This window comes from Pseudomonas sp. CFBP 5748, from assembly GCF_053850495.1.
On sequence record NZ_JBSPTN010000006.1, the window covers coordinates 430,294 to 444,864 of the forward strand.

At 59.2% G+C, this 14,571-nt stretch carries 8 protein-coding genes; 7 read left to right on the forward strand and 1 reads right to left on the reverse strand.

Annotated features, from left to right (window positions below):
- Nucleotides 1-106: 106 nt before the first annotated feature.
- The 7 genes from cobU to ACWNZ1_RS17010 all read left to right on the forward strand — a co-directional run bounded on the left by cobU (nt 107) and on the right by ACWNZ1_RS17010 (nt 9,219).
- The gene (cobU, locus tag ACWNZ1_RS16980; RefSeq protein WP_135846738.1) at nt 107-628 is read left to right on the forward strand and encodes a bifunctional adenosylcobinamide kinase/adenosylcobinamide-phosphate guanylyltransferase; all 522 of its coding nucleotides are present in this window, start codon (nt 107-109) and stop codon (nt 626-628) included.
- Entirely contained in the window at nt 625-1,680 is a 1,056-nt protein-coding gene (gene cobT / locus ACWNZ1_RS16985) for a nicotinate-nucleotide--dimethylbenzimidazole phosphoribosyltransferase (protein WP_135846737.1), read from the forward strand. Before cobU ends, cobT begins: the two co-directional genes overlap by 4 nt.
- A complete protein-coding gene (gene cobC, locus ACWNZ1_RS16990; protein WP_135846736.1) occupies nt 1,677-2,252 on the forward strand; it encodes an alpha-ribazole phosphatase family protein in 576 nt (191 codons plus the stop codon). The genes cobT and cobC overlap by 4 nt, the downstream gene beginning before the upstream one ends.
- A 2-nt stretch (nt 2,253-2,254) precedes the next feature.
- A complete protein-coding gene (locus ACWNZ1_RS16995; RefSeq protein WP_135846735.1) occupies nt 2,255-2,986 on the forward strand; it encodes an adenosylcobinamide-GDP ribazoletransferase in 732 nt (243 codons plus the stop codon).
- 191 nt (nt 2,987-3,177) lie between these two features.
- Nucleotides 3,178-5,193 (forward strand): hypothetical protein, encoded by a 2,016-nt coding sequence (locus ACWNZ1_RS17000; RefSeq protein WP_256453603.1) that lies wholly within the window; start codon nt 3,178-3,180, stop codon nt 5,191-5,193.
- Nucleotides 5,194-5,437: 244 nt separating this feature from the next.
- On the forward strand, nt 5,438-7,651 hold the full coding sequence (locus ACWNZ1_RS17005) for an autotransporter outer membrane beta-barrel domain-containing protein (protein WP_456027755.1): 2,214 nt from the start codon (nt 5,438-5,440) through the stop codon (nt 7,649-7,651).
- Nucleotides 7,652-7,752: 101 nt separating this feature from the next.
- Nucleotides 7,753-9,219, forward strand: coding sequence for a hypothetical protein (locus tag ACWNZ1_RS17010; RefSeq protein WP_256453601.1), 1,467 nt, complete (start codon nt 7,753-7,755; stop codon nt 9,217-9,219).
- A 345-nt stretch (nt 9,220-9,564) separates the two neighbouring features.
- Here ACWNZ1_RS17010 and ACWNZ1_RS17015 read toward each other — a convergent pair whose 3' ends face one another.
- Complete coding sequence (locus ACWNZ1_RS17015; RefSeq protein WP_265072324.1) at nt 9,565-14,514, reverse strand: RHS repeat domain-containing protein; 4,950 nt, start codon at nt 14,512-14,514, stop codon at nt 9,565-9,567.
- Nucleotides 14,515-14,571 lie beyond the last annotated feature (57 nt).

The window sequence follows — 14,571 nt, forward strand, 5'->3', positions numbered from 1 at the left end:
CAAGCTCGCTCCCACATTGGATCTGCGGTGTACATAAGTCCCCTGTGGGAGCGAGCTTGCTCGTGATGGGGCCATCAGCAACACCGCCATTTGAAAGGTAAACAACATGCTGCAACTAATCCTCGGCGGCGCCCGCTCCGGCAAGAGTCGCCTGGCGGAAAAGCTCGCCACGGACACTCGACTGCCGGTGACCTACATCGCCACCAGCCAACCCCTGGACGGCGAGATGAACGAGCGAGTCGCCCAGCACCGCGCCCGCCGTCCGGCCGAATGGGCGCTGGTGGAGGAGCCCTTGGCCCTGGCCCGAGTGCTGCGGGAAAACGCCGCTCCCGGGCAATGCCTGTTGGTGGACTGCCTGACCCTCTGGCTGACCAACCTGCTGATGCTCGACGATCCCGAGCAACTGCATACCGAACGCGAAGCACTGCTGGACTGCCTGGCCGCGTTGCCCGGTGAAGTCATTTTTGTCAGCAACGAGACCGGAATGGGTGTCGTGCCGCTGGGCGAGTTGACTCGCCGTTACGTCGATGAAGCCGGTTGGCTGCATCAAGCCTTGGCCGAACGTTGTCAGCGCGTCGTGCTGACCGTCGCCGGCCTGCCCCTGACTCTCAAAGGTACTGCGTTATGAATCACCGCTGGTGGCTGGACCCATGCAAGCCCCTCGACACCCAGGCTTTGGAGCAGGCCACGGCCCGTCAGCAACAACTGACCAAACCCGCCGGTTCATTGGGCCGACTGGAATCGGTGGCGGTGCAACTGGCGGGCCTGCAAGGGCAGGTCAAGCCGAGCCTGGATCAACTGTGGATCGCCATTTTCGCCGGCGATCATGGCGTGGTGGCCGAAGGCGTATCGGCCTATCCCCAGGAAGTCACTGGGCAGATGCTGCTCAACTTCGTCAGCGGTGGCGCGGCCATCAGCGTCCTGGCGCGGCAACTGGGCGCGTCCCTGGAAGTGGTGGACCTGGGCACCGTGATGCCTTCGCTGGCCCTGCCCGGTGTGCGCCATCTGAATGTCGGCCCCGGTACGGCGAACTTCCTCCAGGGCCCAGCGATGAGCGCGTCCCAGGGCGAACAAGCCTTGCACGCCGGCCGCGACAGCGTGGCCCGGGCCGTCGCTACTGGGGCGCAACTGTTCATCGGCGGCGAGATGGGCATTGGCAATACCACGGCCGCTAGCGCCCTGGCCTGCGCCTTGCTCGATTGCCCAGTGGCGCATCTGGTGGGGCCGGGCACGGGGTTGGACGCGGCGGGTGTCAGCCGCAAGGCCCAGGTCATCGAACGTGCCCTGGCGCTGCACGCTGCCCAGCACAACGACCCGTTGCAGACCTTGTTCAACCTCGGTGGTTTTGAAATCGCAGCCTTGGTCGGTGCTTATCTGGCCTGTGCCCAGCAAGGCGTCGCGGTGCTGGTGGATGGTTTTATCTGCAGTGTTGCGGCCCTGGTGGCCGTGCGGCTCAATCCCGCGTGCCGGCCATGGTTGCTGTTCGGCCATCGCGGCGCCGAACCCGGCCATCGCCACGTGCTGGAAACCCTCAACGCCGAACCTCTGTTGGACCTGGGCCTGCGCCTGGGCGAGGGCAGTGGCGCGGCGCTGGCGGTGCCGCTGTTGCGCCTGGCCTGTGATCTGCACGGGCAGATGGCGACGTTCGCCGAAGCGGCCGTGGCGGATCGCCCGGCATGACCTTGCGCCTGGACCTGCTGCGTCACGGCGAAACCGAACTGGGCGGCGGACTGCGTGGCAGCCTCGACGACGCCTTGACCGCCAAGGGTTGGGAACAGATGCACGCAGCGGTGGAGCAGGGCGGACCGTGGGATCGCTTGGTCAGTTCACCGTTGCAGCGTTGCGCCCGCTTCGCTGAACAACTCGGCGCCCAACTCGGCGTGCCGCTGCACCTGGACAACGACCTGCAAGAACTGCATTTCGGTGCCTGGGAAGGCCGCAGCGCGGCGGCATTGATGGACACCGACGCCGAAGCCTTGGGCCGGTTCTGGGCCGATCCCTACAGCTTCACGCCACCCGATGGCGAACCGGTGCTGGCGTTTTCCAACCGCGTGCTGGCAGCGGTCGAACGCCTGCACGCGGCCTACGCCGGGCAACGTATCTTGCTGATCAGCCATGGCGGCGTGATGCGTTTGCTGCTGGCCCGGGCCCGAGGCCTGCCTCGGGAACAATTGCTCAACGTCGAAGTCGCCCACGGCGCGCTGTTTTCTCTGCAAGTGTCGTCCGACGCCGTGCTGACAGAGGTTGGCTGAAGATGCTGCCATTCTGGATCGCCCTGCAATTTCTCAGCAGCCTGCCGGTACGCCTGCCGGGCATGCCCGAGCCTGAGCAACTGGGCCGTTCGCTGCTGTTCTATCCGTTGGTGGGGCTGTTGTTCGGTGTTTTGCTGTGGGTGCTCAACGCTCTGCTGCTAGGCGCGCCGCCGTTGCTGCACGCCGCGTTGTTGCTGACGGCGTGGGTATTGCTCAGCGGCGGCCTGCACCTGGATGGTCTGGCCGACAGCGCGGACGCCTGGCTGGGCGGCTTCGGCGATCGCGAGCGCACGCTGTTGATCATGAAGGATCCACGCAGCGGGCCGATTGCCGTCATCACGCTGGTGTTGGTGCTGTTGCTCAAATTCACCGCGCTACTGGCGTTGATCGAGCAAGGGCAGGGCGTGATGTTGATCATCGTGCCGGTGTTGGGGCGTGCCGCGTTGCTTGGGCTGTTCCTGACCACGCCTTATGTGCGTGCCGGTGGTTTGGGTCAGGCACTTGCCGATCACTTGCCCCGGCGTGCGGGGTGGCAGGTGTTGTGGGTGTGCGCGCTGGGCTGTGTGCTGGTGGTGGGCTGGGCTGGCGTCGTTGCGCTGCTGGTCGCCGCGGCGGTGTTTATCGGCTTGCGCCAGATGATGCTGCGCAGGCTCGCGGGGTGCACCGGGGATACCGCCGGGGCCTTGCTGGAATTGCTGGAGATGGCGGTGTTGCTGGGGGTGGTGTTGCTCTGAACGGGCGGTAGCACCTGTCAACTCTGACAGTATCGCCTCGTTAAAAACCGGTGCTTAATTCGCTCAAGGCCTTGGCTGCCACGCAGAGCGATGGGAAGCGTTGTGTAGTGTCCGGTGTTATCGATCTGCCAAAAAACTGGATGGCCGTGGGTGTCTCAACGGCTGAACGTTGTCAATGGGAGAGCGATAACATGGCAAATGCGGATAAAAAACTGGCGCGACGTGAGGCAAACAGCGCATATCTCAGGGAGCGCACCGAGCACCAGTCGAGGTTGGGCAACCAATACATCATCATTGATCATCCTATAGTGGACATCGCCACAGGTCTGCTCAGCGGCCCCGAACTGAAGGACGGGTTGAAGGTGCAAATTCGTAAGTGGGATGCCCTACCACCTGTGGGCGTACCGGAGAAAATCCAGGTCATGTTCGATCGTACTGGCAATGGTCGTTTTGAGATCGTGGCAGAACATGAGTTTGTAATACCCGTGGGTGGTAGCGACTTTCCGGAAACCTTCCCCTACCCGATGCTCATCGGGGTCGAGGCTCTTCCGCAAAACTCTCCGTGCCGCGTTAGATATGACCATTGGATCTATAATGCAGAGGTACCAGACGAATCTCCGATAACTCCGCTCATTTGCGACCGCTTGCCACCCTATGATCGTGCCCCGCCGGATGCACTGACCTTTGCAACCACCTACTTCGATGACAGCAACCTGGCCCCCGGCAGCAAGTTGAAGGCCACGATTCCTGGTTATGATGATTGGCAAGCGACTGATCAAATCGCCGTTTATCTGGTGGACGCTGCCCATATTCCTGACGAGCCGACTGGGCTCATCCCGATTTTCTTCGACTATGTCCCCGCCCCGGGCATCTCGGACACCGAGATAGAAATCGATGGCGACCGTGTTCGTGAGTTTGGCGATGCCGAATGCGTGTTCATCTATGTCTTGATCGACAAGGCGACCAATCCCAGCGTTCTGTCGCTTTGGCAGAAAATAAGCCTCACCTTCGGACGGCTACCGACCAACCTGCAAGCACCGGAGGTCCCCCAAGCGGACCCGGGGCCGTTGGTGGTCGAGCATGCTTTGTCGGGGGTGAGTGTCTGGATTCCCCTGTATGACAATCACAAGAGTTATGACTTCATTCGATTGAAGTGGGGGAGCAAGACGCTGGAGGACGTTGCTGTTGGGCCTAACCCGCCGGCCAGGATCGAGATCCCGGTGGAACCGAAACTCCTCATGCTCGAGGAATACGGCGAAAACACCACTGGCGACAAGGTGACCAACATCAGTTATCACGTCGTGCGTAAAAACCGGCTATTCGGACCTGAAGACCTCGATATCGACGTCAACTTCGAGGTGCCGATCCCCTGGGTCCCCTGGCCGTTTCCCGGCTGGCCCAATCCGGTGCATCCAAGCTTGACGATAGGTGTCGTTACGAATTGGGATGGTAGCCGGACCAACCAGTTGACGCGGGACGACAAGGACAAGGCGGCGGATTTCACCTTTACCTGGTACGACGAGGCGGTTGACGGCCATGTCATCGATTTTTTCTGGAATGGCACTCGTGTCGTTGAGGCCCAGATCACCTTCGATGATACGCAGCATACACCTGGCGACGACGAAACCGTCGAGATCCCTTGGACTTACATCAAGAACGGCGGCAATGGCACCAAGGTACCGGTGCACTATCAGTTGAGCGCGCCAGGCATTGAGAATGACCTGGAATCCATCCCAACCGAGGTCAACGTCAATGCCATAGCCGTTGAACTGCCACCTGCGAGTTTTCCTACCATCTCTACCCCTTATCCAGGCTGCTCGGTGCTGGATGACGATGGCGCGCTCCAGGTCGCCATCCCTGACCTCACCGGCGTGCTCGAGGATGGTGACGAAATCAATTTCGTCTTCACCCCCATGAGAGGGGAGTTCCTGAGCGACCCTGAAGATCCGATCACCGCCGCGATATTCAGGCAAGACTACGTGTTGGGCGCTGCCGGTACACCTCTGACCGGCTTCATCATTCGAGTGGCACCTTATGCGGACCATATCCTGCCGCTTTATACCGAGAACGCAGGAACGAATCACAGGGGCCGGGCGAAGATCCAGTATTTCCACGATGACGGCTCGGAAATACTTGAATCGACACCGCACACAACCATCACCGCCTTCCACATGCCGGACACGCCGTGCGAGATCCCAAGGCCTTAGCCTGGAAGCATGCACCCGGGCGTTTGTTGCCCGGGTGTGCATGTTGACGCTCCCTCATGGAGGGACCTCTACATCGATATTTCACACCGAAGCAATGAGAAAAATCTCACGAACACAGGGATAAGTCCTACATATCTTCCGGAAACGAGTGCTTAGGATTGCCGCCTTTTGATCGTCCAGAGCAAGGCAGCAAGGCGCCAGGCAAGGGCGATTGCCAGACAGCTTGTTCACCCAGGAGTTACTCATGTCCGTCAGCCACTCATTCTCCATCACGCCGCTTGCGCGCGTTCTCAAACTTGTGACCCTCGCGCCATTGTTTCTACTGAGTCCGACCGGCCTGGCACAGACGCTCATCGAAAACGGTGCGTCCAAGACCATCGATGCCACCACCACGACTGACGATTACCTGGTGGAGACCGAAAGCAAGCTGACGGCCAATGGCGCCACGACTTACCAGATCCATGCGTCCGGCGGGTCGACGATCAATTTGAGCGATACCCAGGTCACCGCTCAAGGCAATGCCAACGGCGTCAATTTAGTTGGCAGCGAAGCGACCATCGCCAACGGCAGCAAAGTCGTCAGCAGCAACGTCGGGCTGCGCCTGGCAAACTCGGCCGCCGGTGGATCTACCGCGGTGGTCAGCGACAGCGAGATCGTGGGTGGGCGAGCGGGAGCAGTCCTCAGTGCCCGCAGCCAACTGATACTCGAGGCCGGTTCCACCGTGACTGCCAGCAACGCCAATGGCGTCGGCGTACAAAGTTTCGGCGGCAAGATTTCCGCCACCGACAGCACCATCGTTGGGGGGCTCAACGGCGTGTACCTGTATGCCGACCTCAACCTGTCCGCCGACAACGCATTGATCCTGGATAACTCCCGCGTCGAAGGCTTGACCGGTTCGGCGATCGTTGTCGATGGCCAGACCCAGACCAACACCGAGCGGGTGAATATCGAAGTCAACAACGGTTCTACCCTGGTGGGCGGCAACGGCACGCTGCTGGAAGTCGTCAATGGCTCTTCGGCGAACTTCAGCGTCGATAACAGCCAACTGGTCGGCGACATCATCGTGGAAGCAGGCAGCAGCGCCAACGTGGTGCTCGACAACTTCGCGACGCTCACCGGTCGCCTGGAAAACGTCGAGAGCCTGGCCATCAACAACGAAGCCCGGTGGGTGATGGTCGGTGATGGCGAGGTCGAGAAGCTGGACATGAACGGCGGTGGTATTCAGTTCGGCAACCCGGGCGAATTCTACAAATTGACCGTGGGCGAGCTGTCGGGCAACGGCACGTTCTACATGCACACCAACTTCACCACGGGCCAGGTCGATACGCTGACGGTGACCGGCACGGCCACCGGTAATCATCTGGTGGCGCTCGACAGCAGTGGCACCGAGCCGGGGGCTGCGAGCTCCATTCCGGTGGTTCACATCGGCGGTGGCGATGCCCAGTTTTCCTTGCTGGGTGGGGAAGTGGACCTGGGGGCTTTCTCCTACAACCTGATCAAGCAAGGCGACAATGACTGGTACCTGAATACCGCTTCAAAAGTCATCAGTCCCGGTACCCGATCAGTGCTGGCGCTGTTCAATGCCGCACCGACGGTCTGGTACGGCGAACTCAGTACCTTGCGCAGCCGCATGGGCGAAGTGCGCAGAGACACAGGCAAGGCCGGTGGCTGGATGCGTGCCTATGGCAACAAGTTCGATGTCGGCGCAAGTGCTGGCGTGGCTTACAAACAGACCCAGCAGGGCCTGTCGTTGGGTGCCGATGCACCGTTGCCGGTCGGTGATGGGCAGTGGTTGGTGGGGGGGCTGGGTGGCTACAGCAAGTCTGATCTGGACCTTAGCCGTGGCACCACGGGCGAAGTCGACAGTTACTACCTGGGTGCCTACACCACGTGGCTGGATGACGAGAGCGGCTACTACTTCGACGGTGTGCTCAAGTTCAACCGCTTCCAGAACGAGTCCTCGGTCCAATTGAGCGATGGCCGTAAAACCAAGGGCCGCTATGACAGCCACGGCGTCGGTGCATCCCTGGAGTTCGGTCGTCACCTCAAGCTGGCCGACGACTACTTTGTCGAACCCTACACCCAGCTCTCGGGTGTGATCATCCAGGGCAAGGACTATCGCCTGGATAACGGCTTGGCTGCCGAAGGTGACCGCACGCATTCGCTGTTGGGCAAGGTCGGCGCGACAGTCGGACGCAACTTCGACATAGGCGAAGGTTACGTGTTGCAGCCGTACCTGCGTGCAGCGTATGTGCACGAGTTCGCCAACAACAACGAAGTGAAAGTGAACGACAACAAGTTCAGCAATGATCTCTCGGGTTCGCGCGGCGAGTTGGGTGCGGGTGTCTCTGTGACACTGACCGACAAGGTGTCGGTCCACGCCGATTTTGATTACAGCAACGGCAATAAGATCGAGCAACCGTGGGGGGGCAACGTGGGCGTGCGCTATCTCTGGTAATTCAATGGGCTGACGCTGCACGACGCGTTCAATGTTCTTTACACGCTGCGAGGATAACGGCCACGGTCATTGTCCTCGCGCTTCTTTAAGGAGTCTTGTTCATGAGCGAGTCAACGAATACGTCGTCTTCCGATAGCCCTAAAGAGCTGCTTGCACCCAGCGTGGAGGAACTGCTCGATAACATTCCGGGTGGTGAACCCAATTTGCTCCCGGAAGCCGCCACGCACGACGACCTGAAGGTCTGGTTTGAGTTGTGGGAGCACTCTGATCCTAAGCTGGGTGAAGAGTCGGTTGAACTGTTTCTTGACGACAACCCGGACCCGGTAGATCGCCGTACCTGGGAGGGAGCAGATATTGAGCCATCCGACCAGTATGTGACCTTGTTTCAACGATTTCTGCGCGGTAATGACGGGCGTCATCGGTTGCATTACAAGACGCAGGGTTATAACCATGAGACTGATACATCCGCCGTGTTGGTGATCACGCTCGATACCACCGCGCCGATTCTGGCGGTGAATAGTCAATTACTGATCGACCCGGACATCCTCCAGAACGGCCTCTCCGAGCAGTACCTCATCGACCATGGCGGGGTCGTTACCGTGAGGGTTCCTCCTTATACGGAGCCCAATCCCGGCGATAAAATCACGGCAAAATGGCTGAATGAAAACAACGGTCAGTACGAAGAGGTTATCAAGGACCTTACACGGGATGACTATGAAGACCCCATATTCATTGATTTCCCTGAAGCGCTGATCCGTATCGTGGGCGATGGCATGCGCTCGATTTCCTACCACGTGGCCGACAGGGCCGGTAATGAAACAGCCGAGTCCACGGCGGTTTCGTTTCAAGTAGCGGTGGTGCGCGCGCCGCATTACGTGCCTCATCCGTGGATCATCGAGGCTGAAGGAAGCCCCGCGGAGTATGCCGACCTGAACCCACAGAACGTAATAGTCGGTGCCACGGCGAAAATCCCTGACGATGCCGTCTATTACAATGACGATATCGTCCATATGCAGTTTGGTGAGCCAGGTACGGTGGGGGCCATCCCCATTCCCGTGCCCTGGGGCACAAAACAAGTGCGCGTACCACCGGCCAATATTGCGGCGATGTTCCAAAAGCGCGTGACGGTTTATTACGATCTGGTCCTGGCAGACTCCTCGAACAAACAGTCCAGGACCCTGACGGTAGCGATTGGCTCGTACCCTGTGTATCGATTCCACGTGCCTCAGCTTGAGTCCCCTTTTACCGACCCTGTCTCTAAAGCGAGTATTACCGATGCGGGAGTGCCCGTTTATCAACGTGCATGGGCCTTTATCAGCGAGGCGTGCCTGGTGACCATTACGGTGTTGGGTAAGAATGCCCAGGCTCAAAACGTGAGCGAAATTGTGTTGAATGAGCATCGGGTTCAACAGGCGGAAGTCACGGCAGGGATACGTGTCCGGCTGCCGAAGGCCTTTATGTCGTCTCTGATGGCTAATCAAAAATTCACCGTCGAGACCAAAGTCAGCTTCGATGGGGGTGAAAGATGGACACGGTTCGACCTTTTGACGCCGACGCTGATCGAGTGAGTCCGGGTGGTCATTGTGGTAGGTGTTTTGGCTGGATTCGCCAATATGAGCGCCACAGTTTTGCGAGGTGATCACAGCCTCGCATGCAGCCTAACCCTCCTGTGGGAGCTTGCTCGCGATGGCGGTCTTTCTGTGCCGGTGATGTTGTTGGATGTGCCGACCTCATCGCGAGCAAGCTCCCACAGTTTTCCACCGCGTTACTGGAAGGTGATTGTGAAGTTCAACGCTCCCGAGACAGCGCCGATGGGCGCTGTCTCGGGAGCGGATTCTAGGTGGGGGGGGTGAGGGTATGTCTGATATTCTGGGGGCAGATCCAGGCAATTGGAGGGGGCCTAGCTTTATGTTTCAAACCTCGGGCTTGGGCTGGATACGATGGACATATATTATTTCCGCTGGGGTTCCAGCTTCTCTCCCACGGAAATATTGCTGGCCCGACAAAACATCGTTCTTCAACTTACTTTGATCTTCCTCCAGCAGCGTGGCCATCGAAGGACGATTGTCATTATTGAGAGTTGCGCCGGTTTTGTTCTGGGCAGTTTTTGCTTCCTGGAATCTTGCTTTTTCTCCGTATTCAGGGCCGCTGTAGGGTCTTTTTTTGCCTCGACCCGTGAAACCAAGTTTTCTGTCTTGAAAGATCATTCTTCCTTCCTCTGGAAACCGGATGCGTGCGTTGGATGTAGGTTGTATTGCGTTAGGAACCTCTGACTTCGGTCCCTGAGTCTTCGGAATCTCCATCGTAGGTCCCTTGGGCATCGGAAGCTTGGCCGTCGGAATCTTGACCTTAGGCATCGCCAGCGCACCGAGAGCTATCCCAGTCCACAAAGCGGCGCCTTTAAGGTCTTCGTTCTGAAAAAACATAGCTCCAGCATCCGCCCCCAACGATGCACCCATCGACGCCCAAAAAACGGCAGGCGCCGCAGAGTTGATAGTGGTGCTTACGGCCACGGTCGCCAATGTCGCTGTTTGTGCCGACATTCCGACGACTTCCGCAACGGCTGCGATAAGAGGCGCTGGATCAAGTGTCATGACCGATATGGCAATACCCAGGATCATGGTGAACACACCCGCACCTGCATTGAACCAAGGGTTATGGATGATTTGCCCCTGCGCTTGATGCCCTGTCGGATCACTAAAAGCAATCGGATTACCCGCGCAATACATGTAGCAATTGAGGCCGCCTTCGCCGAAGGGACTCATCGAATCCGGGCTATGGAAACGCATCAAACTCGGGTTGTAGACCCGATACCCCTTACCCAACAAGTACCATCCCGTGCTCTCAATTGCTTCACCGTTGAATGCCAGTAGGCTATGCAGACCGTTGTTTTCGTCACGTTCGCCATAGGCCCCGTAAACCACGCTGCGCACGTCGCTGCCCTGGTTCTCGCCGATCACCGACCGCTTGGCGTCGGTCAGCAGCAACAGGGTCTGCCCGTCGCCGCTGGGGGTTTGCTGCCCCAGGGGTTGCCCCTCATGGTAGAGAAACTGAATGTGATGGTCGTCGTGCAAGGTGTCGGTGACCTGTGTTCCCTGATAGAAGCGCAGGGTTTGGGTGTCGCCTTGTGGCTGGACGGCTTGCAAGTTGTTATGGGGGTCATAGCGGTACGCCGTCACGGACTGCCCCGTCGGCGTCGTGACTTGCACCAGGCGCCCCTGGCTGTCATAGCGCAGCCGTAGACCGGTCTCGTCGTGTTCCAGATTGCCGTCGGGGTCGTAACTGAAGCGGCTTTCCAGCTGTTGGTAGTCCAGATGACTGTGGTTGGCGCCGAGTAGTTGGCAAGGGTCATCGTCGGCAAAGGTGAAGTGCGCGATGTCCAGGCTGCCATCGTTGAACACCGTTCGTGTATAGATGATGTTGTCCAGCGTATCGAACTCGAAGTATTGGCTGACGATGGCGTTGCCAAAACGGTCCTTGGGCAAGTCGCTGCCCGAACACCGATAGCGCTCCAGGCGACCGCGCAGGTCGTAGCTGTAGGTTTCCAGCAGGGCGCTGGCGCCGTCGACCCTCAGGTGTCGAGTCTTTACGTTGCTGTCGGCCAGGTAGGTCAGTTCGATGGAGCGCTCGGCTTCGATGGGGCGGCCTTGCGCGTCCAGCATCACCAGGGTGCGCAAGGTTTCGCGCCCCACTTCGTCGAACTCCAGGGTGGTGGTCAGCGTGTTGTTGGTCGTCTTGTCTTTGGTGGTGGTGCGGAACACGCGACCGATCGCATCGTAATCGAAGGCTGCGTGCAATTGCCCTTGTTCCATGCTGAGCAGCCGTCCATTGCGTCGGTCGTAATCCATGAGGGTCTGATGGTTGCCAATGTCGGTGCGGCTCAGGCGTCGACCTTTGAGCGAGGTCTTGTAGCGGGTGGTGTAGGTTTTGTTGTCGACGATGTCCTTCCAGCTCTCGGCGATCAGGCGGCCGGTTTCATCATAGGAAAAATGATATTCGCCCTGGCTGTTTTTCGAGCTGTCGAGCCGGGCGTCCAGCAGGTCGACTTCGAAAGTGGACTCATCATCGGGGGCGGTGACGACGGTCGGCTGTTCACTCAGGCCGTGCTTGTATTGATAGTCGATCTGGTTGCCGGCCGGGGTGATCCGATGTTTGGGTTGGAAATGGCCGGCTTCGTACACCAGTTGTTCGTCCCTAGGGCCCACCTTCAAACCTGTCAGCCGATCCAGGCCGTCGAACCGTTGTTCGCCGAGGCGGCGAGTGGGCAAGTGGGTGTTGCCCGGCTCTACTTCGATGGAGGTGCGCAGTTCGGCCTGGCTGTGCTCGGCGTAAGTGTGACGGACGGTGCTCAGGTCAGGCAGTGTGGTACTGAGCAGGCGGGCGAACGCATCGTAGCGATAGCGGGTGACCTGGCCGAGCGCGTCGACCTCTCGCGTGCAATTGCCCAAGCCATCGTACTTGAACGAGGTCTGGCTGATGCGCTGCCCGTCCACACCGATCCGTTCGACGCTGACGGTTTTTTCGAAACGATTGGTGACGGTTCGGGTGCGTGCAGTGCCGTCGACCCACTCTTCGGTGGCAAAGGCAATCGGGTTGTTGAGGGTCCACTGTTTCACCCCATCGGGCCGGGTGACGCTGTCCTGGAGGCCCCACAGGTCGTAGGTGTAGGACGTCGTCAAGCGAAGGTCGACGGCTTCCAGCCAGTCGATTTCGGTTTCCTCGACCAAAAAGCCCTTGGCGTTGTACTTCGCGCTGTAGATATCGCGATAACTGCCGCCGGAGTGGTCGAGGTCTTCCATCTCCTCACGCACAGCCCGGCTCAAGCCGTCAAAGTGCGTGCGCACCCTGACCCCCTTGACGTCCTCCATTTGCTGGTAGGCCTGGGTGGTGATCGGGTTCTGTCCTGCATCGGCCGGGCGTATCAGGCGGTAGCTGTAGCGACGTGTTGCCGGATAGTCGCTATTGGGCGCCTGGGTTTCGCTCAGCACCCGGTTCAAGGCGTCGTAACGGTAGCTGTGCTCAATGCCGTTTTCAGTGACCAGCAAGGGCTCGCCGTTGAGCATCGAGCGCTCGTCGACCACCGTGCGTGCGGCATTGTCGACATCCGACGAGAACTGCTGCACGGTGCGCAAGGATTGGTTGGTGGGATTCTTCGTGTAGCTGTAATCGATGACCGAAGTCGGCCCCGTGTCATCGCCCATGGTCATGGCTTGCCGAGCGCGCCGGCCGTGGGTCAATGGGGTGCTGGGGGTGTTGATGTAGTCGAAGACAGTGAGTGAAAGTTGTCGCTCCGTCTCGTCGGTCAACTCATACAGGCGCTCCTCCACCACGCACAGCCAGGGCAGCGTGATCGCGCTGCCGCTGATGGCCGGCAACGTCTGATAGCGAAACCGGGTGCGCTTGGCCGACGCGCCGGGTTCGAGGTCCGGGACGCGCTCGGGGTCGCTTGACGGCGTTACCGTTTTCTCGCGGACATGCCGCACGAAGCCGTACGGGTCTGTCGGGCAAAAGCCTGCGACACCGTCGGCGGGGTAGTAGCTGATTGACTCGGTAAGGCCGGTGGGTTCGATGCGCAGCGTTTGGTTGCCATGGATGTCGTATTCGTTGATTTCCGTGTCCAGGCGCCAGAACCGTGGGTCATCACTGATCGACCATAACGTCGACATTTTTCTTGGCAGCTGGCATTGCCGTGGCTGGTTGTCGAAGGACAGCTTGTCGTCATCATCGGCGTAATAACGGGTGCGTATGGTTTTCTGGTGGTTGCCCTGGGCGATGACTTCCTGGGTCTGCAAGTGGAAGCGGTTGAACGTGCGGGTGATGCTGCGCACCGTCTCGGTCCCGCTCATCAGGCTTTCGGTGGTGGTGTAGGTGTAGGGTTCGAGGACTTTGAAGAGGTTGTCCAGGCCGTCGTCATCCCAGTTGATGGCGCTGCCATAGCCGAGGAAATTATGGCTATCGGCCCCGTAGCTGTATGCCACGACAATGGGCGGATTATCGCCGCCCGGGTCGGTGGTGTGGCGGGTCACCCTGGGCAATTTGCGTTGGGTATCCCGGCCGGGGAAACCATGGCCCTCGTCGTTGTACAGGATGGTTTCATGGGTACCCAAAGGCGTCCAGACCGCGCTGATGCAGCTCAGGGTTTTCTCCGTCTGGTATTCGAAGCGCCAGCCGGCGCCTTCGGTGGTCGGCAGGGTGATGCGTTCGACGTGATCATTTATCAGGTTCAGCACCACTTGCGCCGAAGGGATCCCATTGGTGAGGCCCATGGCAAACGTGACGGTATGCGCGGCCGTATCGCGGGTGATCCGCAGCAATGCCCCGGTGCTGTCGAGAAGGGCACTGAGCATCGGTTGGCCACTGGGGGCGGTAATGTACTCAAGGCTGACCTCATGGCCTTGCGGGGAATACATTTTTACCGGCACGGCCACTTGTGGCGAGGCCCCCTTCAATTCGAGCACTTCCACGAGCCCTGATTTGTGCACGACCTTGAATCGGTTATCGTTATCGGGCAGGGTGAATAAATGGAAGCTTTCTATTTTCTGCTCTTTCATCCGCAGGCGATGGGTAAAACCGGGGTAGGGCCCCGTCACCCTGAACGTTTCGCCTGAATGCAACGAGATGATCTGGGTGTCGGACGCATATTGCGTCAGGCCCATTTCCCAACCCAGGCCAAAACCGGCGTCGACGGTGTTGAGAGGGTTGAAGTTGAGTGTCAGGGGCACCACCGGGCCGCTGAGTTCGCAGGTTTTGACTTCTGGTAGAGATAAGGAAACCGTGTATTGGCCCGTGCGCGCGTCGACTCCGGATTGGACGAAACTTAGGAAGTTGAAGGCGTTGGAGTGGACCGCGGTGGTGGTGGCCATATTAATGTCTCTTGAAGAGTAATATTAATATTTCATTTTCCTTCGCTGACAGCTACG